This window comes from Mucilaginibacter flavidus, from assembly GCF_024055575.1.
Lineage (GTDB): Bacteria > Bacteroidota > Bacteroidia > Sphingobacteriales > Sphingobacteriaceae > Mucilaginibacter > Mucilaginibacter flavidus.
In genome coordinates, this window is sequence record NZ_JAMXOE010000011.1 from 22,726 (window position 1) to 44,100 (window position 21,375).

General features: G+C 43.2%; 19 protein-coding genes. 6 read left to right on the forward strand and 13 right to left on the reverse strand.

Features of this window, described 5'->3' with window-relative positions; genetic code table 11:
* Position 1: 1 nt before the first annotated feature.
* The 8 genes from ccoG to NAF19_RS16570 form a co-directional block, all read right to left on the reverse strand.
* Positions 2–1,375 (reverse strand): cytochrome c oxidase accessory protein CcoG, encoded by a 1,374-nt coding sequence (gene ccoG / locus NAF19_RS16535; RefSeq protein ID WP_252791215.1) that lies wholly within the window; start codon positions 1,373–1,375, stop codon positions 2–4.
* Between the two features lie 3 nt (positions 1,376–1,378).
* On the reverse strand, positions 1,379–2,278 hold the full coding sequence (locus tag NAF19_RS16540) for a cbb3-type cytochrome c oxidase N-terminal domain-containing protein (RefSeq protein ID WP_252791216.1): 900 nt from the start codon (positions 2,276–2,278) through the stop codon (positions 1,379–1,381).
* Positions 2,275–2,466 carry a hypothetical protein gene (locus tag NAF19_RS16545; protein WP_252791217.1) on the reverse strand — a complete coding sequence of 64 codons (192 nt, stop codon included), beginning with the start codon at positions 2,464–2,466 and terminating at the stop codon, positions 2,275–2,277. Before NAF19_RS16545 ends, NAF19_RS16540 begins: the two co-directional genes overlap by 4 nt.
* 7 nt (positions 2,467–2,473) lie before the next feature.
* Complete coding sequence (gene ccoN / locus NAF19_RS16550) at positions 2,474–4,600, reverse strand: cytochrome-c oxidase, cbb3-type subunit I (RefSeq protein WP_252791219.1); 2,127 nt, start codon at positions 4,598–4,600, stop codon at positions 2,474–2,476.
* An 85-nt stretch (positions 4,601–4,685) separates the two neighbouring features.
* The gene (gene ccoS / locus NAF19_RS16555) at positions 4,686–4,844 is read right to left on the reverse strand and encodes a cbb3-type cytochrome oxidase assembly protein CcoS (protein WP_252791220.1); all 159 of its coding nucleotides are present in this window, start codon (positions 4,842–4,844) and stop codon (positions 4,686–4,688) included.
* Positions 4,841–7,231 (reverse strand): heavy metal translocating P-type ATPase, encoded by a 2,391-nt coding sequence (locus tag NAF19_RS16560; RefSeq protein ID WP_252791221.1) that lies wholly within the window; start codon positions 7,229–7,231, stop codon positions 4,841–4,843. The genes ccoS and NAF19_RS16560 overlap by 4 nt, the downstream gene beginning before the upstream one ends.
* A 133-nt stretch (positions 7,232–7,364) precedes the next feature.
* Positions 7,365–8,255 carry a universal stress protein gene (locus NAF19_RS16565; protein ID WP_252791223.1) on the reverse strand — a complete coding sequence of 297 codons (891 nt, stop codon included), beginning with the start codon at positions 8,253–8,255 and terminating at the stop codon, positions 7,365–7,367.
* A gap of 46 nt (positions 8,256–8,301) precedes the next feature.
* A complete protein-coding gene (locus NAF19_RS16570) occupies positions 8,302–9,594 on the reverse strand; it encodes an acetyl-CoA hydrolase/transferase family protein (protein ID WP_252791225.1) in 1,293 nt (430 codons plus the stop codon).
* Between the two features lie 200 nt (positions 9,595–9,794).
* On the opposite strand from NAF19_RS16570, the gene NAF19_RS16575 reads away from it, so the two are divergent.
* Positions 9,795–11,576: a hypothetical protein gene (locus tag NAF19_RS16575; protein WP_252791226.1), complete on the forward strand. Its 1,782-nt coding sequence runs from the start codon at positions 9,795–9,797 to the stop codon at positions 11,574–11,576.
* An 89-nt stretch (positions 11,577–11,665) separates the two neighbouring features.
* Here NAF19_RS16575 and NAF19_RS16580 read toward each other — a convergent pair whose 3' ends face one another.
* From NAF19_RS16580 to NAF19_RS16595, 4 genes are all read right to left on the reverse strand, one after another.
* Entirely contained in the window at positions 11,666–12,517 is an 852-nt protein-coding gene (locus NAF19_RS16580; RefSeq protein ID WP_252791227.1) for a universal stress protein, read from the reverse strand.
* Positions 12,518–12,541: 24 nt separating this feature from the next.
* Positions 12,542–12,958, reverse strand: a complete 417-nt coding sequence (locus NAF19_RS16585) for a hypothetical protein (RefSeq protein ID WP_252791229.1) — start codon at positions 12,956–12,958, stop codon at positions 12,542–12,544.
* A gap of 30 nt (positions 12,959–12,988) precedes the next feature.
* Positions 12,989–13,852: a universal stress protein gene (locus NAF19_RS16590; RefSeq protein ID WP_252791231.1), complete on the reverse strand. Its 864-nt coding sequence runs from the start codon at positions 13,850–13,852 to the stop codon at positions 12,989–12,991.
* A gap of 426 nt (positions 13,853–14,278) precedes the next feature.
* Entirely contained in the window at positions 14,279–14,665 is a 387-nt protein-coding gene (locus NAF19_RS16595) for a LytR/AlgR family response regulator transcription factor (RefSeq protein ID WP_252791232.1), read from the reverse strand.
* Positions 14,666–14,830: 165 nt separating this feature from the next.
* Between NAF19_RS16595 and NAF19_RS16600 the strand changes: the two genes are divergently transcribed.
* From NAF19_RS16600 to NAF19_RS16615, 4 genes are all read left to right on the forward strand, one after another.
* A complete protein-coding gene (locus tag NAF19_RS16600) occupies positions 14,831–15,724 on the forward strand; it encodes a glycoside hydrolase family 25 protein (protein ID WP_252791234.1) in 894 nt (297 codons plus the stop codon).
* Between the two features lie 129 nt (positions 15,725–15,853).
* Positions 15,854–18,661 carry an outer membrane beta-barrel family protein gene (locus NAF19_RS16605; protein WP_252791235.1) on the forward strand — a complete coding sequence of 936 codons (2,808 nt, stop codon included), beginning with the start codon at positions 15,854–15,856 and terminating at the stop codon, positions 18,659–18,661.
* A gap of 4 nt (positions 18,662–18,665) precedes the next feature.
* Positions 18,666–19,445 carry a GLPGLI family protein gene (locus tag NAF19_RS16610; RefSeq protein WP_252791237.1) on the forward strand — a complete coding sequence of 260 codons (780 nt, stop codon included), beginning with the start codon at positions 18,666–18,668 and terminating at the stop codon, positions 19,443–19,445.
* An 83-nt stretch (positions 19,446–19,528) separates the two neighbouring features.
* On the forward strand, positions 19,529–19,750 hold the full coding sequence (locus NAF19_RS16615) for a YdeI/OmpD-associated family protein (protein ID WP_252791238.1): 222 nt from the start codon (positions 19,529–19,531) through the stop codon (positions 19,748–19,750).
* A gap of 4 nt (positions 19,751–19,754) precedes the next feature.
* Here NAF19_RS16615 and NAF19_RS16620 read toward each other — a convergent pair whose 3' ends face one another.
* Positions 19,755–20,621 carry a phosphatidylinositol-specific phospholipase C/glycerophosphodiester phosphodiesterase family protein gene (locus NAF19_RS16620; RefSeq protein ID WP_252791239.1) on the reverse strand — a complete coding sequence of 289 codons (867 nt, stop codon included), beginning with the start codon at positions 20,619–20,621 and terminating at the stop codon, positions 19,755–19,757.
* 166 nt (positions 20,622–20,787) lie between these two features.
* Here NAF19_RS16620 and NAF19_RS16625 point away from each other — a divergent pair, with 166 nt between their 5' ends.
* Positions 20,788–21,372, forward strand: coding sequence for a Crp/Fnr family transcriptional regulator (locus NAF19_RS16625; RefSeq protein WP_252791240.1), 585 nt, complete (start codon positions 20,788–20,790; stop codon positions 21,370–21,372).
* Positions 21,373–21,375: the final 3 nt, after the last annotated feature.

Consider the following 21,375-nt stretch of genomic DNA (forward strand, 5'->3'; position numbering starts at 1 on the left):
TTTAATTGCTTATTGGTCCTACAAATGAAGTGCTGACTGTTTGCACTACTTTTTTATCGTATACCAGGTTTATTTTAATATCTGTTTTTGGCGAAGTAATATGCGAAGCCGGCACCATCAGGAAAAAAACCGTTTTTGCCGAACCTCCGGCCGTTACTTTGCCCGGTGCCTGTATGTACTTTATTTTTATCGAAGGGTCGTCGGTATTAATGCTGATATCCCTCCCCGTCGCCGATTTGTTAATAATTTCGGCATTATAAATATTGCTAATGTAGCCGCCTTTTTGTTCCTGGTAAAGCATGCCGGCACTGCGCAACACTTCTATACTCATATCGCCGCGGCTGAATATAAAATAACAAAGTACCGTCATCAGCACAACAATAATACCGCTATAGCCTGCCATACGCCCGGTAAAGGTTGGTTTTTGCTGCTTGTGGATCATGTTCTCCGAGTAAAAACCGATAAGGTTTAAAGGCTTGTTTATTTTGTGCATAACATCGTTGCATACGTCAATGCAAGCCGTGCAGTTAACGCATTCCATTTGAGTGCCATGCCGTATATCAATAGCTGTAGGGCAAACAGCAACGCAAAGCCCGCAATCAACACAGTCGCCTTTAACTTTTAGGGGATCAGCCGTTCTCGAAAGCTTTCCGCGCGGTTCGCCACGGGCGTCGTCATAGGCAACTACCAGTGTATCCGGGTCAAGAAATACGCCCTGCAGCCTGCCATACGGACAAAAAACGGTGCATACCAACTCGCGAACCTGGCTATATATAAGATAAAAAATAATGGTAAATACCCAAATGCTTATAAAACCAACTAAATGTAAATTAACAGGCTCGGTTATAATTTTTAACAAGCTTGTACTGCCAATAATATAAGCCAGAAAAGTATTGGCAATTAAAAACGATACCAATACAAATAAGAAATGCTTTGCGGTTTTTCTTAATGCTTTTTCCCGTGTCCACGGCCCGGCATCTACTTTTTTGCGGTGATTTGCATCGCCTTCAACCCATTCTTCAATTTTCCTGAAAACCATCTCCATAAAAATGGTCTGCGGGCAAATCCACCCGCAAAATATACGGCCGAATGCGATGGTAAAAAGCACCACGCAAACCACAAAAACCAGCGTGGCCAGCACAAACAGGAAGATATCCTGGGGCCAGAAAACCTGCCCCAGGATTACAAACTGCCTGTCCATGAAATTTAACATTAATAGGGGCTGTCCTTTTATCCGCAAAAATGGCCCGGCAAAAAACAGGATAAGATAAGCATAGCTAACCCACGACCGCCACTTATACAACTTACCCTTGCGGATAAGCGGGTATATCCATTTCCTTTTTTTGCTTTGCTCAGCTACCAGTAGTCCGTCCATTTTTTATTTGTTAGCCGCAATTTTATTGTCGGTATCAATTTCCTTTGTACCCTGCGGTTCTTTAGCCCCTGCCGGGTTAGTACCATGCAGCGATTTTATATAATTCGCAACATCTGATATTTGCTTTGGCGATAATTGTTTTTCCCAGGTAGGCATACCTTTTGCCAGCACACCATATTTAATGGTTTTAAACAAGTCGTTAATTTTATTGCCGTGCAGCCAGTAATCATCGGTAAGGTTTGGCCCAACATTCCCCTGTGCGTGTTCTCCATGGCAGGGTGCACAGGTTGACATAAAAATTGCTTTGCCCGATGCAAGAGTTGCAGGGTCCTGAACAAGCTTTACGCTATTTTCATCAACCCTGTTAGCGGCTTTGCTTAAAAATACTTTTTTAGCAATATCGGCCTGGGCCATCTCTATTTTATACTCCTGGTACTGTAATGGCGCGGCATTAAACACATGGTAAATCAGCAGGTAGCATACTGCAAATACAATGGTGGAATAAAAAAGCCACATAAACCAGGCAGGTATTGGGTTATCCAGTTCTTCAATTCCATCGTAATCGTGGGCAATCAACAATTCCTTCTCTTCGGCCATCGGCCGTAATGAAAGTAGTTTTTGCCAAACTTCGGCTTTTGGTTTCTTTTCCTTTTTTGCGGGCTCCAATTCTGCATTAATCTGCTCGTTAGTATACCCTTCTGATTTCAGTACCACACGGGTAAGCACTTTGAATGCTTTCAATAAAACAAGCATCGCAATAATCAGCAATAGCAGTACAGCAATAATGGCCCCATAACCAATGTAATCCATTGTTTCGCCGGGCAAAAGGCTATCGGCAGCGGCAGTAACTGGCTGCACACTTATTAGTATAAATAACAGAAAAATTATTCGCAGATATTTCATAACTGTAATGATTGAGGTGTTTCGGTATCGCTATCATGCAAAGGCAAATCGCTCATGTGATCGACATGAGATTTGCGGATGCGGATAAGCATTATGGCTACTACAATAAAAAACACAAAGAATATGCCCAGCGAGAATAACAGGTAGGCCTGGTTTGCGTCAATGTTTTCGGTGAATTGCTTAAACATAATAGGATTATTTACTGGCTGTTTTATTTGCTTTAATATCGGTTCCTAAGCGTTGCAGGTAGGCAATAATAGCTATCACCTCTTTATCGCTTTTTACCTTAATATGGTCGGTGGCCAAATTGGCTGCTATTGCTTTTGCTTGTTTGTCAAGATCAGCATTGGCAACTTTTTCATAACCCGGCGCATAAGGCACCCCCAGCGTGCGCATGGCGTTTATTTTGGCAACGGTTAAACTGGTATCAAGGGTTTGGGTAAGCAACCAGCTGTACTCGGGCATAATACTACCTGGCGACATGAGGCGCGGATCCATCAGGTGATTATAATGCCATGCGTTGCCATATTTCTGGCCCTCGCGTGCCAGATCGGGCCCGGTGCGTTTAGAGCCCCACAGAAATGGATGATCGTAAACAAACTCGCCGGCTTTGCTGTATTCACCGTAACGCTCGGTTTCTGACCTGAAAGGCCTTATGGTTTGCGAGTGGCAACCAACGCAGCCTTCACGTATGTAAAGATCCCTGCCCTGTAATTCAAGCGGGGTATATGGTTTTACAGCGGCTATCGTCGGTATGTTTGATGATATGGTTAATGTAGGCATCAGCTCAACAAACGTACCCACCAATATAACCAGTAATGCTGCAATGAGCATTTGAATGGGTTTACGCTCAAGCCTGCGGTGCCAGGCGCTTTCGCGGGCAATGGTGTGCACCGGCGCCAATGGCATAGCCTGTGCTGCTTCGTTGGCAACCAGTTTGCCTTGTAAAGCTGTGCGGGTAAGGTTATAGGCCATAACTATTACACCCAGCAAATACATGGCACCACCGGCAGACCGCATCATGTGCATAGGCAGTATCTGCAAGGTTGATTCAAGAAAGTTGGGGTATTTTAACATGCCTTCGGCAGTAAACTCCTTCAGCATCAAACTTTGAGTAAAGCCTGCCCAGTACATAGGTATGGCATAAAACAGTATACCCAATGTGCCAATCCAGAAGTGGAATGAGGCTAGTTTTTTGGAGAAAAGCTCGGTTTTGTAAATACGCGGTATCAACCAGTACAGCATGGCAAAGGTAAGGAAGCCGTTCCAGCCAAGGGCGCCAACGTGAACGTGTGCTATAATCCAGTCGCTAAAGTGGGCAATTGCATTTACCTGTTTTAATGATAACATAGGCCCCTCGAAAGTTGCCATGCCATAAGCGGTAAGGGCAACTACCATAAATTTTAGGATAACATCATCGCGCACTTTATCCCAGGCACCACGGAGGGTTAACAAACCGTTAATCATACCTCCCCAGCTTGGGGCTATCAGCATAATTGAAAATGCTACGCCCAATGATTGTGCCCAGCCCGGTAATGTGGTATATAATAAATGGTGCGGACCTGCCCATATGTAAATAAATATAAGTGCCCAAAAGTGCAGTATACTTAACTTGTATGAGTACACCGGCCGGTTTGCCATTTTTGGTAAAAAGTAATACATCATACCCAGGTATGGCGTGGTAAGGAAAAACGCAACTGCATTATGCCCGTACCACCATTGCACCAAAGCATCCTGAACACCGGCATAAACCATATAGCTTTTAAAGGCTGATACAGGCAGCTCGAACGAGTTTACAACATGCAAAACGGCAATGGTAATAAACGTGGCTATGTAAAACCATATCGCTACATAAAGGTGCCGTTCGCGGCGTTTAAAAATAGTACCGAACATGTTCCAGCCGAATACTACCCAGATAATTGTGATGGCAATATCTATCGGCCATTCAAGTTCTGCGTATTCGTGCGAGGTGGTTAAGCCCAGCGGCAGGGTAATAACTGCAGAGAGTATAATCAGCTGCCATCCCCAAAAATGAATACGGCTAAGCGTATCGCTAAACATCCTTGCTTTTAATAATCGTTGCAGGGAATAATAAACCCCCATAAAAATGGCGTTGCCCACAAATGCAAAAATAACCGCATTGGTGTGCAGCGGCCTGATGCGGCCATAAGTAGTGTACTGGTTGCCCATATTGGCCCCCGGATGGTACAGCTGTATGGCTATGATGAGGCCTACAGTCATGCCGATGATCCCCCAGATTACGGTAGCGATACCAAAATTCCGGACGATTTTGTTGTCATAATAAAAATTTTCGGGCTGCATAAAGTGTCGTATTTTATGGATGTAAAACTATTAAGGCTGGATAACTGGCAGAATGATGACAGTTGTGGTTTACAAATGATTAAAATCATTTTTTATCATCTTTTAACTCATCATCCAGCAAAATTCGCATAGAAGGAGTGTACAGGTCGTCGTTTTGACCACTGCGTTGCGCCCAAAAAAAGGCTCCCAGGAAAATAAGTGCCATCAGCACGCTGCAACCGATAAGGAAATAGATGATATTCATATTAATTTTCGCTTTTTCGCTGCAAAATGTGTGGCCAGCGTGGTGAATGAAATAATTGTTACGGTACTTAATGGCATCAAAATGGCTGCAACCAGCGGTGAAAGCCGACCGGTAACCGCATAGCTTAGCCCAACCAGGTTATAGGTTAACGATATAAGGAAAGACAGGTGGATAATTTTAACTGTATCCTTTGAAAAGCGCAGGAACGCGGGTAACTTGTTAAACGACTGCCCATCCAAAATGGCATCGCTGCCCGGCGAAAAGTTGTTTACATTATCGGTAACAGCAATGCCAAGGTCGCTTTGTTTAAGTGCGCCCGAGTCGTTCAGGCCATCGCCCAACATCATTACTTTATGCCCGTTTTGCTGCAGGTTTTTAATGATATCAAGCTTTTGCTGGGGCGATTTTCCAAAAAACATTTTGGCATCGTTATGAAAAAAACGGACCAGTTCATTTCTCTCATGGTCCTGGTCGCCCGATAGTAAGTATAAATCATAATCAGTGGCCAGCAACCCAATATTATCCATCCCTTCGCGGTATTCCTGGTCAAATCCAAAATAACCCAGGTATTCGCCATCAATCATTAAATGAACGCGGGTCATTTGCTTCGTCTCAAAAAAATACCCAAAAATCAGATTGCCGCTGCCTACCTGCACTTTGTGGCCGGCAATTGTTGCATTTATGCCCTTGCCAGGTATTTCTTTGTACTCAGTTATATCCAGTGCCCGCATTTCACCTAAATATTGGGTTATCATGCGGCTTAATGGGTGGATGGAATTACGGCAAGCTGTGTAAATTATTTGCTGTTGCCTGTCGGTCAGGTCGCCGCCAAGTATAATGCGCTTACTTGTGCCGTTTGTTATGGTGCCGGTTTTATCCATTACCAATGTGTCAACCCGTGCTAGCTGCTCAACAACGGCAGTGTTCTTCAGGTAAAACCTGTTACGGTCAAAAATCCCCAGAGCTGCCGACATAGTAAACGGAGTACTTAAGGCAAGGGCACATGGACAGGCTACAATAAGCACTGCCGTAAAAGCATCAATACCTGTGCGGTAGTTAAAAGGCAACCACGCCAGCAGCGATGCAACAGCAATTATGATTAACACAACAGTAAAATACTTGCTTACTGTTTCGTTAAATGTTTTCATGCGGTTATCTTGTTTGCGGGTAAACGCCTCGTTGTTCCAGAGCTGGGTCAGGTAGCTTTGCGAAACGGGTTTAACAACCTCCAGCTCAATAGCCTCGCCGGTTTGGCGGCCGCCGGCATAGATTATCTCGCCGAGGGTGCGATTTACGGGAACTGATTCACCGGTTACAAAGCTGAAATCAATTAAAGCCTGGCCCTTTAACAAAATGGCATCGGCCGGGATAATTTCGTTATGGCGGATAACCATCCGTTGCCCCATTACAAGCTTTGCAAGCGGCAGCGGCTTTTCAACGCCGTTTACCAAAACCTGCACCGCCACCGGAAAAAACGAACGGTAATCACGCTCGAACGATATATGGTGATAGGTTTTTTGCTGAACAAATTTGCCTACCAGTAAAAAAAATACAAGCCCGCAAAGCGTATCGGCAAAGCCGGCCCCGGTATGCGCCAGGTTTTCAATTACGGTGCGTCCAAAAAGCACTGCAATACCTAATGCAAGCGGAAAATCGATGTTTAGCACCTTCGCCTTTAAATTATTCCAGGCGCTTACAAAATAGCCGCGACCGCTATAAAAAACTACCGGCAGGCTGAACAGGATATTTATGTACCCAAAAAAGTGTTTAAACGTTTGCTCGTAAACCGAAAGGCCAAAGTACTCGGGAAAACTTAGCAGCATTACGTTACCGAAACAAAACCCGGCTACTGCAATGCGCTGCACAAGGTTACCCTTGTCGGCTGTGTTTTGTTTTTTGATAATGTCCTGCAGGCTAATGAGCGGTTCGTAGCCTATATCATATAGTAACTCAACCAATTGCTGTAGGGTGTATTGGCGGTTATCAAACCTGACGATGAGTTGTTTTTTCAAAAAATCGACCCTTGAATAATGTATGGCCGGGCTAAAATTGTTTAATTGCTCCAGCAGCCACAGGCACGAACTGCAATGTATGTGCGGTATATAAAGGGTGATGATGGAAATTCGGTCGTCGGTGTAATCCAGCAGTTCTGAAAGTATTGATGGTTCGCTTAAATAATCAAAGCGTTTATCAACCCTCGCCCTGGTAGCGCCGGGATGCGAATTATAACCGTAGTAGCTGCACATACCCGATCCCGCTAAAATGTTGTATACACTTTCGCAGCCGTGGCAACAAAACTGTTTACTGTCGCTAACAAATTCTGTGGTCAGGCAGTCGTCTCCGCAATGGTAGCACGCGGGTTTTACAAGTGTTGAGCTCTCCGTCATTATAACAATTTTAATTTCATCAAAACTGCGTTGTTAGGCGTTAGCAACACATGATTTTTAACGGCTAAAAGTGTGACTCGCGTCACTTTTTGAGGCTGTATTACAAAAGCTGCTTAAACAGGATTCGCGGCTGCTATAAAATCGGCAACGATTCATAAACTTTTGTGCCCGGAAAAACTAGCATGGGTTTTACAAGATGCGCAGCCAGTTTTTGAGTTACACTTTCTTCGAATATTTTTTGGAAGAAACTACGCTTACGGTGTACCAACACCAAAAGGTCAATATCGGTATGTTGCGATAGCCAAGTCAAACCGGCAGCAACGCTATTGCTTTTGATGGTACGGTACTGAACGTTGAGGTTATTTGCCGATGTCGGAATTTGATTATAAAACTTTTTTATTACGTGCTGTTCTTCTTTATCTGATGAGTTTTCTTCAATTACATAAGTAATTAATATTTCAGAACCGAAATATTTGGCGAACCCATACAAACTGTGCAGCACCTCTACGCCATTATAACTGAGATCGGTAGCGAAAGATATTTTTTTGAAGCCATGAAAAGGTACCTGGAAGGGTACTACCAAAACAGGGCAATTGGCTTTTTCAATTATTTCGTTGGTGTGGTCGCCCTGGAAAATGGTGCCCAGCAAGCCATTACTATGCGTGCCAACTACCGCCATTGTAATATGACGGTTAGCGGTTATCCAATTAACTGCATTTGCCACCGAGCCGGCCATGCTGCAAGGTTCTATTACCGGTACAAATTCGCCGGCAGGTATATTTTTTTCGAACTCCACGGTTAGCCGGCTGGCCAATTCAGTTAAATCGCTAATGCTTTCTTCTTCAAACCGGTTGGCGTTTACCGTTGGTATACCGGTTTGGGCCGAAATATAATCAGTAGAAGGTTCGGGAAATACGTTACACAACAACAAATCAGCCTTTATACTTGCGGCAAGCTTTAATGAGTAGTGGGCTGCATAGTCGGCCTTAATGGAGAAATCGGTTAATACTAATATGGTTTTCATGATCCGGGTATTAAGTTGGTACTGGTTTAATAAGTATTACCTGTTGTTACATTATTAGTTCTTTTTCAAACCTGGTGTAATAAGCATGGTCAAGTGTTTCTCTATGGTTAGGATGTGCAATTTCGATAAGGGCCCTAGCGCGTTGCTTAAGGCTTTTGCCAAATAAATTAACTGCGCCATATTCGGTAACAATCCAATGCACATGCCCGCGGGTAGTCACCACGCCGGCGCCTTCTTTTAAAAACGGCACAATGCGGCTGATGCCCTTGTTTGTTTGCGATGGCAGGGCAATAATGGGCTTGCCACCTTCAGACAGCGAAGCGCCATGTATAAAATCCATCTGCCCCCCAATGCCCGAATATTGATATGTGCCAATAGAATCGGAACATACCTGCCCAGTCAAATCAATTTCAATAGCGCTATTTATGGCTGTAACCCCCGGATTTTGTCTTATTATGCTCGTATCGTTAACATAACCAATGTCCATCACCCTGATGCCCGGGTTGTCATCAACAAAATCATATAATTTGCGGGTACCGGTTAAAAATGCAGTTACTGATTTGCCACGATTTAATTTCTTCCGGCTATTATCAATATTGCCGTTTTCAATGAGCGCGATAACACCGTCCGAAAACATTTCGGAGTGCAACCCGAGATTTTTGTGCGTGGCCAGGTTTTTCAAAACCTGGTCGGGTATACTGCCAATGCCCAGTTGTAGTGTTGCTCCGTCATCTATCAGCGATGCAATATTGTAACCGATTTTCTGAACAATATCACTCTCCCCAGCCGAATAATCAACTTCAGGCAGATCGGCAACATGCCAAACCATCGCATTTATTTTACTGATATGAACAAAGCCCTGACCATGAGTACGCGGCATAAATGGGTTTACCTGCGCAATTACATATTTGGCCACATCAACCGCAGCCCTGGCAATATCAACAGACGTACCCAACGAGCAATAGCCGTGGCTATCCGGTGGCGATACCTGTATCAATGCTACGTCAATCGGCAAAATATTCCTCCTGAAAAGTAGTGGTATTTGGCTTAAAAATATCGGCACATAATCGCCGTTTTCGCTGTTTACAACAGACCGGGTAGTTGCCGAAACAAACAACGAATTAAAATAAAATGATTTTCTATGCTCGGGTGTATCAAAACTAACATCGCCAAGGGTAGTAATACTTACCAGTTCTATATCATTAAGTTCGTTATGCCTGTTTTGTAGTGCTTCAACAAGGTGTACCGGTGTGGCCGCACTGCCGTGAATAAAAACACGGTCGCCCGATTTTACGTGTCTTAAAGCCTCGTCGGCACTTATGTAGGTTGTATCAAGCATAATTTTAATAATTGTTTGCCGGCGACGAATCGCCTTTGTTTTTTGCTTTTCAAAGTTGCTTTGTTATGTTTTTATAAAGAATGATATGCAAATGTTTAAAAAGTGATTTGCGTCAGTTTTTAAAGCATGCGCCCAATGTAGCTTTGTGGGAAAAATAGGACTGTTGCTTAAATAGTCATTTACAACCCTGATAATTTACTATGGGCCATAAATTTCACATCCCGGTACTGGGATTAGGATACTCCATTGATACACCGCTTAAAGTTGCCAAGTATGGCATTTCCTCGGTAATGTCAATTGTCGACGACGAACTTATCGAGCGGATGCGCAAATACCACAGCCAGCTTAACGGTGAATCTTACATCCCGATAAGCAAAAAAGATACTGATTACCGTGCAGCGCGCATTGCTGCTTATTTAAACCTGGTTGCCAAACTGGTTGACCGTCAATTTGCTGAACTAAAGCAACTGCCATTTGAACCCGGGAACGATTTGTGCCGGTATTTTGAGATGCTGCCCGAAAGTTCGCAACTGCGGCAGGGGTACGACCTTATGATGGACTACCCGAACGAACGCCAAAAGCAATATTTTGAATGCCTGCTTAAGCGGGAAATGACTATCGGCAGCATCGACGTAAATATCATGTCGAAAGTGGATAAGATGAACTATACGGTGCAGGGCGAATCAACTGGCGAACAGAATACTGATGCGTTGGCTGCACTTCGCGGTTTTGCACAAAGCAACTTGCAATCGGCTGTTATCATGTCGGCCGGGATGAACCCGCGGCTTTACAGTTACCTTGAATCACTTGCTGATTTTTTTCCAGACGCCGAAGGGCAACTGCGTAAAAAAATAATACTAAAAGTAAGCGATTTTCGCTCGGCCTTTATCCAGGCAAAATTTTTGGCTAAAAAAGGCTTGTGGGTGTCGGAGTTTCGTGTCGAATCGGGCTTAAACTGCGGTGGACATGCCTTTGCCACCGAAGGCTTTTTGCTTGGCCCTATCCTGGAAGAATTTAAACAGAAAAGAGTGGAAATGTTGCAGGAACTATTTCAAATCTACCACAACGCATTGCTCGAAAAAGGCATTACCTGCGATGCTGCGCCTCGCCAGAAACTAAGCGTGCAGGGCGGAATAGGCACAGCATCAGAAAACGAATTTTTACTGAAGCATTACCAGGTGGACGCCACCGGATGGGGCAGCCCCTTTTTACTGGTGCCCGAAGTTACAAACGTTGATAACGATACCCTTCATCAGTTAGAGCATGCAGGCGAAGACGACTTCTATTTAAGCGGATCGTCGCCGTTGGGCATATTGTTTAATAACTTTAAAAACAGCACTGCCGAGGCGCAGCGCCTTAAGCGACTGGAGAACAATCGTCCCGGCAGCCCCTGCACAAAAAAATACCTGTGCACTAATACGGAGTTTACCGACAAACCCATCTGCACAGCATCAAGAGAATATCAGAACCTGAAATTGAAGCAGCTGGAAACCCTTGAACTTGCCGAAGCAGAATATGAAAAACAATACGAAACTATTGTTGAGAAACTATGCCTTTGCGAAGGTTTGTGTTCATCGGCTTATATAAAATACGATATGCTTAAACCCAGGGAAAATAAAGCAGTAGCTATTTGTCCCGGCCCCAACCTGGCTTACTTTTCGGGAATTTATAGCCTTGAGCAAATGGTAAACCATATATATGGCGCTACCGACCTGTTGGGTAAAATTAAACGCCCGCACATGTTCATAAAGGAGCTTAACCTATATATAGATTATTTGCAAACCGACCTCCGCGCGCAGATCAATGAACTTAATGACAAGAAGAAAAAACAATTATCGAAATTTAAATTGCAGTTGCAGGAAGGCATAGCCTATTACAAAGAGTTGTTTGCCGAATCGACCAGCCAAACTTCGCAACTTTTACAGGAGTGGCTGCATGACTTAATCACATCCGAAGAGCAGTTAAGCGGCATACAGGTATAACCTGGCAGCTAAAAAGCGAGAGTTTAAACCATTAAAAAAGGCAGCCTACAAATTATGCAGGCTGCCTTATATTTTTACACCAATTGCTGTTAAGGCCTTTTTGGAAGTACCATAACGGGGATGGTTATATGATGGGTGGCATGCAGGTTCTGTCCCCTTGTAAAAAATTTGGTCATTTTTTCGCGAGGGTGCTGCATAAGCGCCAGTAGTTCGGTTTTTTTATTGGCTTTTAACCAATTCCAGTCCTTATCACGTTTCGTGTCATCAATCGACCGGAAGTAAACCCCACCGCAGTTGAGCTTTTTATAAAGGTCGCGGTTTAATTTTTGCTCCGCGTCGCGTATTTGCAGGTTGTCGGGGTCTTCATTCAAATGGGTCACCATTAACTCGGCTGCAAATACTTCCATTAGCGCGCCTAACTCGGCAATTGAATTTATATCCTCTTCGTGCAGGGTAGTGGCGAAAGCCATTTTTTCAAAGTTTCGCAGGGTTGCACACTGCGGTATTACCATCACAGGTACGGCTGCCCAGTCTATTATCCTGGTGCAGACATCACTTAACATAAAGGTCGCCAAATCGGTGTTTGCTGTTGGAGCTGTTATAACCAGGGCAATTTCGTTGTTATGGGCAATAGATGTCATTACATCTTCTAATTCACTGCTGCCCGCGTCAAAAGTTACTTCGGGTAAATATGAGCCGGGAAAATACCGGTTGGCCATATCGAGTTCTGTTTTTATCGCAAAATCGGCAAGCGGGCTACCGGCGCCAAAATCAAATAAATCCTGGTGGCCACCGGCCAATTGCAACTGTGCGGGTACAGCTACGGTATTTACGCTAAACAATAAAACCCGGGCTTTCATTTTTTTAGCTATATGCACAGCAAAACGGGTTGCATGCATTGAATTTTCAGATAAATCAGCTAGTACGGCAATGGTCTTCATATTTATATTATTACTCGGGTAAGTTTATTTGTGGTCGGTCATTAATCCTTCAGTATAGCTAAACAGTGCCACTTTGGTGGCTTTTACATCGGTAAATAATTGCTGAAGTTCGGTTTGCAGCTGGTTGTATTTTGCCAGGAAGCCCAAATCCATATCCTTTTTTATGTCGCCTATAAAAGGCTCAAGGAAGATTAAAAAATCGGGGATTTTTGTTTTAAGCGCAGTTAAGTGCTTTTCCTGTTTTGATATCTCGCTGCCAAAAACGGTAGTCTTTAATTCCACATTATCGCCCGGATTTTCAGGCTGGTATTTGTTCAGTACGTTTTTGAAAAACTGCAGTTCTTCTTCCATAAAGCCAATATCCTGCTGCCAGTGCCTTACTAAAATATATAGTTCCTGCAGTTCGCTTTCAAGTTCAGAGTCGGGAGTTGAAGTATTCATATGTTTACAGTTTAATAGAATAGTAAATATTTAGTGAGTTAATGCCGGAAAAACCATTAGCGGCAGTTGCAGGTTTGCGGCCATTTTTTTGGTATGGCTGTGGCTAAAAAGCTCGGCAAACAGGTTGCGGTGCTGGTGTACCATGGCCAGTATATCAAGTTCGCCGTGTTCGCTCAGCCATTCAAGTCCGTCGTCTACTTTGTTGTCCTTTATCATCCGGTAATGAATGTCAGGAAAGTGGGATTTATCGGCAAGGCCAAGTAACGATTCGGCGAGGTCTTTTTGATATTTGAAAGCCTCATACTTTTCGTCGGCTATATGGGTAACTATTATTTCGGCATTCAGCAGTTTCCCCCAGGTTATCAGGTCGCAAATTGGTTTCAGGTCGCGTTCCATATTAACAAGCTCGGTTGCAAATGCTATTTTCCGGATGGGTTGTAACGAAGGATTTTCGGGCACTATTAATACCGGTACGCGGCTGTGTTCAATAAGCTGGGAGGCATGGTCACCAACAAGGAAACGGCTTAAATTACCGCCGCTATGCGTGCCTGTTACAATTATATCGGCGTGATGTTTATCGGCTACACTGGCAAGTACATCCGTAACTAAACCGGGTTCGGTAACGCATGTAATTTTAGGTTTAAAGCCGTCAGTTGGTGCCAATGCGTCCAACTCTTCTTTAAAATCTTTTAAAACTGTTTCGCTGTCTTGTATCAGCAGATCGAATTCATCAGCCGGCCAAAGCGCCATGTCAGCCTGGGGTACCTCAGCCGGTACTATAACAGCATTGCACAAAACAACATTGGCTTTAGTTTGCATTGCAAGCTGGTAGCCGTAATGGGCCGCTGCCTTTGAGTTGGCCGAAAAATCAGTAGCAAGTAATAGTGTTAACATGGCATTAAAGTTTTGAATTTCAATAGTGTAAAGTTGGGGATTGGCTTTTGTCTGAAAAGTGATGCAGGTCATATAATCATGTGATGCTACATCAACCACGCAGTAGCCGGAAATGAGAGGATTCCAAAATGTGGAATATTTAAAAAAATAAATGTCTAATTATCAACAAATTAGTTATGGGCACTTGCATTGCATACCTGGTAACGAAATAGTTAATACCGGTTAATAAAAAACGTTGTCCCTTTTACCCTGGTAGCGGGGGTTCCGGCAGAGTTTAGGCTCTCGGGATATTAGTGTTAGTTAGCTTTCAGCCTTTGTGCAGCGCTTTAAATACGTAGGCTTTATAACTGTTGCCAACAGGCAGTTCTATTTTGCTTATCTCAACGTCGAAAGTGGCAAAGGCGGTAATGCGCAGCATGTTAACTATTACGACCGGTGAATCCCCAAGAAGCCGTTACCTTCGAGTTCTTGCTGCAAATCGCTGATTTTATATTTGGAGGTGATCATCTTTTCCCTCGTGTGCACATTTACATAATCCTTTAAACTTTCTGCATACAGAATGGCGCGGGTGTCGACCTTAAAGTATTTGTGCCCTGATTTTAGGTAGACAAACTGCGCCTCTAACGATGACAGTAGCTCGGGTGCGGCGTGATTGCTGGTATTAAGATAGCGCTCAATAGCTTTAAAAAAACGATCGAAAGTTATTGGCTTTAACAGGTAATCTATCACGCCTAAATCAAACCCTTCCAATGCAAACTCGCGATAGGCGGTAGTTAGAATTGTTTTTGGCGGGTTACGCAGGGTCTTTAACAAGTCGATCTAGGCAGATGAGCAAAAACGTGCATGGAACTAATGACTTTTCGTAACAGAGTCAGTTTATTATCTTGATTCTTGGCTCTTGACTCTTGTTTCTGTCTCTTGATTCTAATTTTACTATTAACCCACAAATAACAAAAAGGTTCGCGTATTTTTGCCATTGTGACAACCGGAAACAAAAAGGGCACCTCTGGAAAAAAAACTCCTGCGGCTAAAAGCCCCGCGCCGAAAAGAAAGTATCAGCCTAAAAAGAAAAAAAGCAGCGCTTTTACCACAAAATGGAAAGTTGCACTTGCAGGCTTTTTATTGATATTACTTTCGCCTTTTTATTACGGTTACGTTATCAAAACCTTCACCTCAACCTGGCGGTGGATACGCGATATCGGCCACGATCCGCATTACCGCACCTACAAAAGTTTCAACATTCGTATACCCGATAAGTATACCATTCATGGCATCGACGTTTCATCCTACCAGGGTAAAATTGACTGGCACCGGGTAAAGGCCATGCGCGAAGATGAGGTACACATCACTTTTGCCTTTATAAAAGCTACCGAGGGTGTAGTGCTGGTCGACCCTTATTTCCAGCGCAACTGGCGTGAAGCGCCAAAGGCTGGTATTATCTGCGGTGCCTATCACTATTTCAGGCCAAAGGCAAGCGGGAAGTGGCAGGCGGTGTTTTTCCTGCAAAATGTAAAAACCGAAAAAGGCGATTTACCAATGGCGGTAGATGTTGAGGAACTGAACGGAGTTGCCCCGGCGAAAATGCGCGAAGAGCTGAAGGCGTTTTTAAAACAGGTGGAGGCAAAAACCAAAATAAAGCCGATAGTATACTCCGGCGTGAAATTTTACCAGGATAATCTGGAGGGGTATTTTGACGATTACACCTTATGGATAGCCCACTACTATCAACCTAAATTAGATGTAGCAAAAGCGACAAAATGGGCTTTTTGGCAACACAGCGATAAGGCAAAAGTAAACGGGATTAACCATATCACCGACTTTGATGCCTTTAACGGCGACAGCGTGGCCTTTACAAAACTGCTTGTTAAATAAATTAACTGCCTGTAAATAAGTCAACTGCAATTTTATTGCATTGCGCATGCAATAAGAAGTGTTAATTTTTGTTAATGTTTTCGATTACTAAGAATTTAGTTATACTTTAGTTTTCGATAAACCTGACATATGAAGTTCACAATTACGCTCTTAGCTTTCTGTTTATTGCTAACATTTTCGGCATTTGCCCAGAACTCTTATTCAATTAAGGGTTCCGTTGCCGACACCACGTCAAACGCTAAACTGGCTAACACAACTGTAAGTGTATTAAACGAAAAAGACTCGACACTGGTAAAATTTACAAGAGTAAACACTGCTGGTGCATTTTCAATTGGTAACCTTAGGAAAGGCAAATTTATATTGCTGGTTACTTACCCTGACTATGCTGACTACGTAGAGCGCTTTGCATTAGATTCTGCTAAAAGCACCCACGATTTTGGAAGGCTAAGCATGCTGTTAAAAGCAAAGCTATTGGCCGATGTCATAATTAAAGGAACCCGCGCAGCCATAAAAATAAAAGGCGATACCACCGAATTTGACCCACGGGCATTTAAAATACAACCCAACGCCACTGTTGAAGATTTATTAAAACAGCTGCCTGGTATACAGGTGGATAAAGATGGAAAAATTACCGCCCAGGGGCAAACCGTGCCAAAAGTATTGGTTGATGGCGAGGAGTTTTTTGGCGATGATCCCACGCTGGTAACCAAAAACCTGCGAGCCGATATGGTTGACAAAGTTCAGCTTTATGACAAGAAAAGCGACCAGGCTACTTTCACAGGGATTGACGATGGCGAAAAGACAAAGACCATTAATATACAATTGAAGGCAGACAAAAAGAACGGTTATTTCGGTAAATTGGAAGGTGGTGTAGGTTCTGACGGTTATTACCAGGGAACGGGGCTGTTTAACCGCTTTAAAGCCAAATCAAAGTTTTCGGCCTATGGTATTGTCGGGAATAACGGCAAAGTTGGGCTCGGCTGGGACGACAGCCAAAAGTTAGGCACCATGGGTGCAAATGTAGAGTTTGGCGACGATGGCGGCATGATGTTTTTTATGAGCGGGGGAGGTGATGATGGCCTCGACTCGTTTGGCGGCCAGTATTACGGCCAGGGCATACCATTGGCGCGTACAGGCGGTGTACACTACGATACTAAGCTTAATAAGGATAACACAACGCTAAATTTTAACTATAAAATCGGATCGCTTACTGTTGATGGCACGGAAAATACGCTTAGTCAAAACAACACGCCCCAGGGTTCGCTAAACAGTGCATCAGATAAGACGTACCATAACTATATCTTCCGCCAGAAAGTTGATGGTATGATTAATATAAAGTTAGATACAACGCAGACACTTAAAATAATGTTCGATGCCACTTTAAAGCATGGCCAGAGTCGCAGCAATTACGATTATTTGAGCCAGTACGAGAGCGGAGCCAAGGTAAACTCAAACACCCGGGATGTAATCAACAACACCGACGGAAAGGTATTTGACGTAAGCGCGTTTTACACCAAAAAGTTTAAGAAAAAAGGCCGTACATTTTCTTTAAGCGTTGCCGAGAACATAAACCAGGCCAATTCGCATGGCTTTTTAAAATATAACCAGGACTTTTATGACGCGGCCGGAGCTGTTGACAGCACCGCGCTTACCGACCAGAAAAAAACCAGCACAACCCAAAGCTCGGTGCTTACAACCAATGCGACGTACACCGAGCCTATAACAAAAAGCTTTTCGGTTATAGCAAATTATGCTTTTAAAACAAGCCACGGAACTTCAAACCAGGAGTCGTTCGATCAGTCGACGCCGGGCAACTACGATGTGCCGGTAGCTGCCTATAGCAGTGACTACAGGCTAAACGAAATATCAAACCAGGTGGGGGCTATTTTTAATTTAAAGTCAAAAAAAACCACCTTTAACTTTGGAACAAGGGTATCGAGCGTAAACTTCGACCAGCTAAACCAGGTTACCGATGTGCCGTTTAAACGCACCTTTATAAACTGGGCGCCACAAGCTTACTTCCAATATAAGATCGGAAAGCAGGAGTCGGTCAATTTAAATTACAACGGTACGTCCGCTCAGCCAAGCCTTAACCAAATACAGCCCGTAGCCGATAACAACAACCCAAACAATTTTGTAGTAGGTAATCCGGATTTGACCCCCTCATTCAGAAACAGGTTCAGCCTGTCGTATTTCTCTTATAAGGTTATCAAGGGAGAGTCGTTTAATATTTTCGGAAATTACTCGTTTACCAGCAACCCGATCATAAGCGATGTCACTACGGACTTTGCTACTGACAAATCTGTAACTCACTATGTTAATTTAAGCAATAAAACCCCATTTAACTTTAATGTCAACACTTATTACGATAAGAAAATTGAAAAACTCGATATAAATGCGGGGCTTAACGTGAGTGCAAATGGCAGCACTTCATACAGCCTGTCGAACGGTGCGCTGAACCAAACCACCTACAATACTTACTCCGGAAGGCTGCGGCTCTCGAAATATAAAGAAAAGAAATATGATGTTTCCATTTCGGCCGGGCCAAGCTATACATTCAGTAAATCATCATTGCTTACCAATATAAATAATAATGGCAGGGGTTTTAACGCCGATGGTAATGTTAACTTTTACCTGCCGGGAAAATTTCAGATAGGCTCCGACGTAAACTATGACTTTACGGCGAAAACACAGACCTTTAATAACGATCTGAAAAAGACCCTGCTTAATGCCAGTATAGTTAAAACGTTTTTTAAGAACGACGATCTGAAACTGGCATTAACAGGCAATGACCTGTTAAACCAGAACGTAGGCTTTAGCCGTTCGGTAAATGGAAACTATTTGCAGCAGAATAGCTACACTACCATAAAAAGATACTTTATGTTTACAGTAACCTGGAATTTTAATAGCATGAATGCCTTGAGCACAAAAAAATAAAAAGATGACAAAGACCAAAATTATAACACTAATAGGCGCTTTGCTGCTTGGCTTAACTTCGGCATTTGCGCAAAATGCTCATTTTACCAACTCGGGCGTAATTGAATATGAAAAATCGGTAAACATGTTTGCCCTTTTAAAAAAACAGGTAGACCAATATAAAGACGACAGCTGGCTGGAGCAGGCCTATGACTCGTACCGTAAAAACCAGCCTCAATTTAAAAAACTGAAAAGCACGCTGAGTTTTTCCGATAACAAAGCGCAATTTGTACCCGTGGAAGCCGAAGAAAGCAGGATGTTTTTCAGTAACAATGCTATGGTAAATCAGAACAATACAATATTTACCGACTATAACGCAGGTACCTTTATTAACCAGAAATCAGTTTTTGAAGAGACCTTTTTAGTGAAAGACAGCACCCGGAAAATCAACTGGAAAATAACAGACGAAACACGCGACATAGCCGGTTATACCTGCCGCCGCGCCAATGCCATTATTTTGGATTCGGTGTATGTGGTGGCTTTTTATACCGAAAGAATACCAACATCCGGTGGCCCCGAATCATTTAGCGGCCTGCCTGGTATGATATTGGGCGTAGCTTTACCGCATGAAAATATATCCTGGTTTGCCACCAAGGTAACCGAAAGCGTGGTGGATGCCAAAGCACTCACCCCTCCAAAAAAAGGTAAGCCCACTGATAACAAAGGTTTGCTAAAAACGCTAAACAGCGCTATGAAAGACTGGGGTAACTGGGGGCAAACTTATTGGAAAGCATTTTTAATTTGATTTGAGACGTGAGATGAGATAGCAAAGTTTTTCAGTATATTTATTAGTTTTATCTCAAATCTCACGTCTTAAATCTAAAATACATGCTTAAAAAAGGTGAACACATAGAAGGAACCCCGGCGGAACTTGAAGCATTATTGAGTACTGATGCAAAAGCCAGGGCGTTTTTCGATGGATTGTCAAAGGGATATAAACAGGGTTATTGCGATTGGGTGGGCTCGGCCAAACAGGAAGACACCCGTAAGGTACGCGCTGCAAAGGCATTGATCATGCTACAAAACGAGCAAAAAACGCTGAAAACCTAGGTTGTTATTTGGTATTGTTAGTTATCATCATCGCCGGGTTTTCCCGTTGTGGCAAGCGCGACAGCAAAAACTCTTTAAGTTCGGACAGTTTATCGGTACATATCAAATCAACCTTACAATTTAATAATTCTCTCCAAACTTCCCGGTTTTCCGGTGAGGCCCAAAGCCTTACTTTTCTGCGGAATCTATGGGCCATCGCTACATAAGCGCAAAGCCGGGCACGTTCTTCATTGGGGAATTTGCCATGGCCGGTCCAGCGCAAAATTTTTGAGTATTTGCAGCTGGATAGTTCATAAACATTTGTCGACAAGGTATCTTGTTTTGATTTTACCAGGTCTTCATCAATAAACGCAAACCGGGTTTGTTGAGCCTTTAACATTTGGTATGGCTTATGCCCTGACAGCACAACGGTAACTTGTTTTTTTGTAACCACGCCATGGTCGAACGATGAGAGTATGCTACTATAACGCGCAAGCACTTTTTCAATAGCTGCGTAGGTATTGTCTGCACCGGTTTTAATATCTATCATTAAAATAACGGGTTCGGTATATCCTTTGTAAACCTCTCCTCCATTATTTTTTATATATCGGGCCAAAGGTTTTAAATACAACGACTCAAGTGTTTTGCTCGGTCGGAAAAATGGATTAATATGGGCGATAATTAATTCATCATCCTCTAAAAACACATCAGCTTCTATGTTGGTGTAACCATTTTCAAGGGCGTCAAATAATGGCCGGTTGTGGTTATAGTCGTTATGTGCAAATGCGTTTGGCAGCGGGTCTGATTGCGATAGAACTATTAAGGGGCTAAGAAAAAGTAAAACAAGTGCAGCTGTTTTTAGTAATTTTACGCTTAAAATTGCTGAACGCATTTTTGAGTGTTATTGCTAAAATTTTTCAATACAAATTTACCGGGCGGTTATTAAATTAAATGTTACCATATGGTTAAATTACAGCCGGGTAATATTAAGCGCTTTAAATACAGAATCCAGGCGCTTTGATCTGCAACCGGTTTAACCGGGACAAACTTAAATTTATATGCCATTTGATCTGCTGATTAACAACATCTCGAAATACATTCACCTGGATGAAGCGGAGCGGGATATTTTTATGTCGCACCTTAAACCCATCCAGATCAAGCGGAAACAATTTACCCTTAACGAGGGCGAAATATGCCGGAATTCCGTTTTTGTAACCAACGGTTGCCTTCGTGGGTTTACTGTAGACAAAAACGGCATTGAACATGTACTAAGCTTTGCGCCGCTTGGCTGGTGGATTGCCGATATGTACAGCCTGATATCGCAAAAACCTGGTATATTAAATATAGAGGCCCTGGAAGATACGGAAGGCATTATTCTTTCAAAAACCAACCAGGAAAAGCTGTACCACGAAGTGCCAAAGTTCGAACGGTTTTTTCGCATTCTCACCGAAAACTCACTTGTAGCCAACCAACAGCGAATAGTGGATAACATGAGCCTGACCGCGGAAGAGCGTTATGGCATTTTTTGTAAACGATATCCTACTTTGATCGACTATTTACCGCAAAAGCAAATTGCATCATACATCGGCGTAACGCCGGAGTTTTTCAGCAGGATGAGGAGTAGTTTGATTAAAAAGAAATAATTA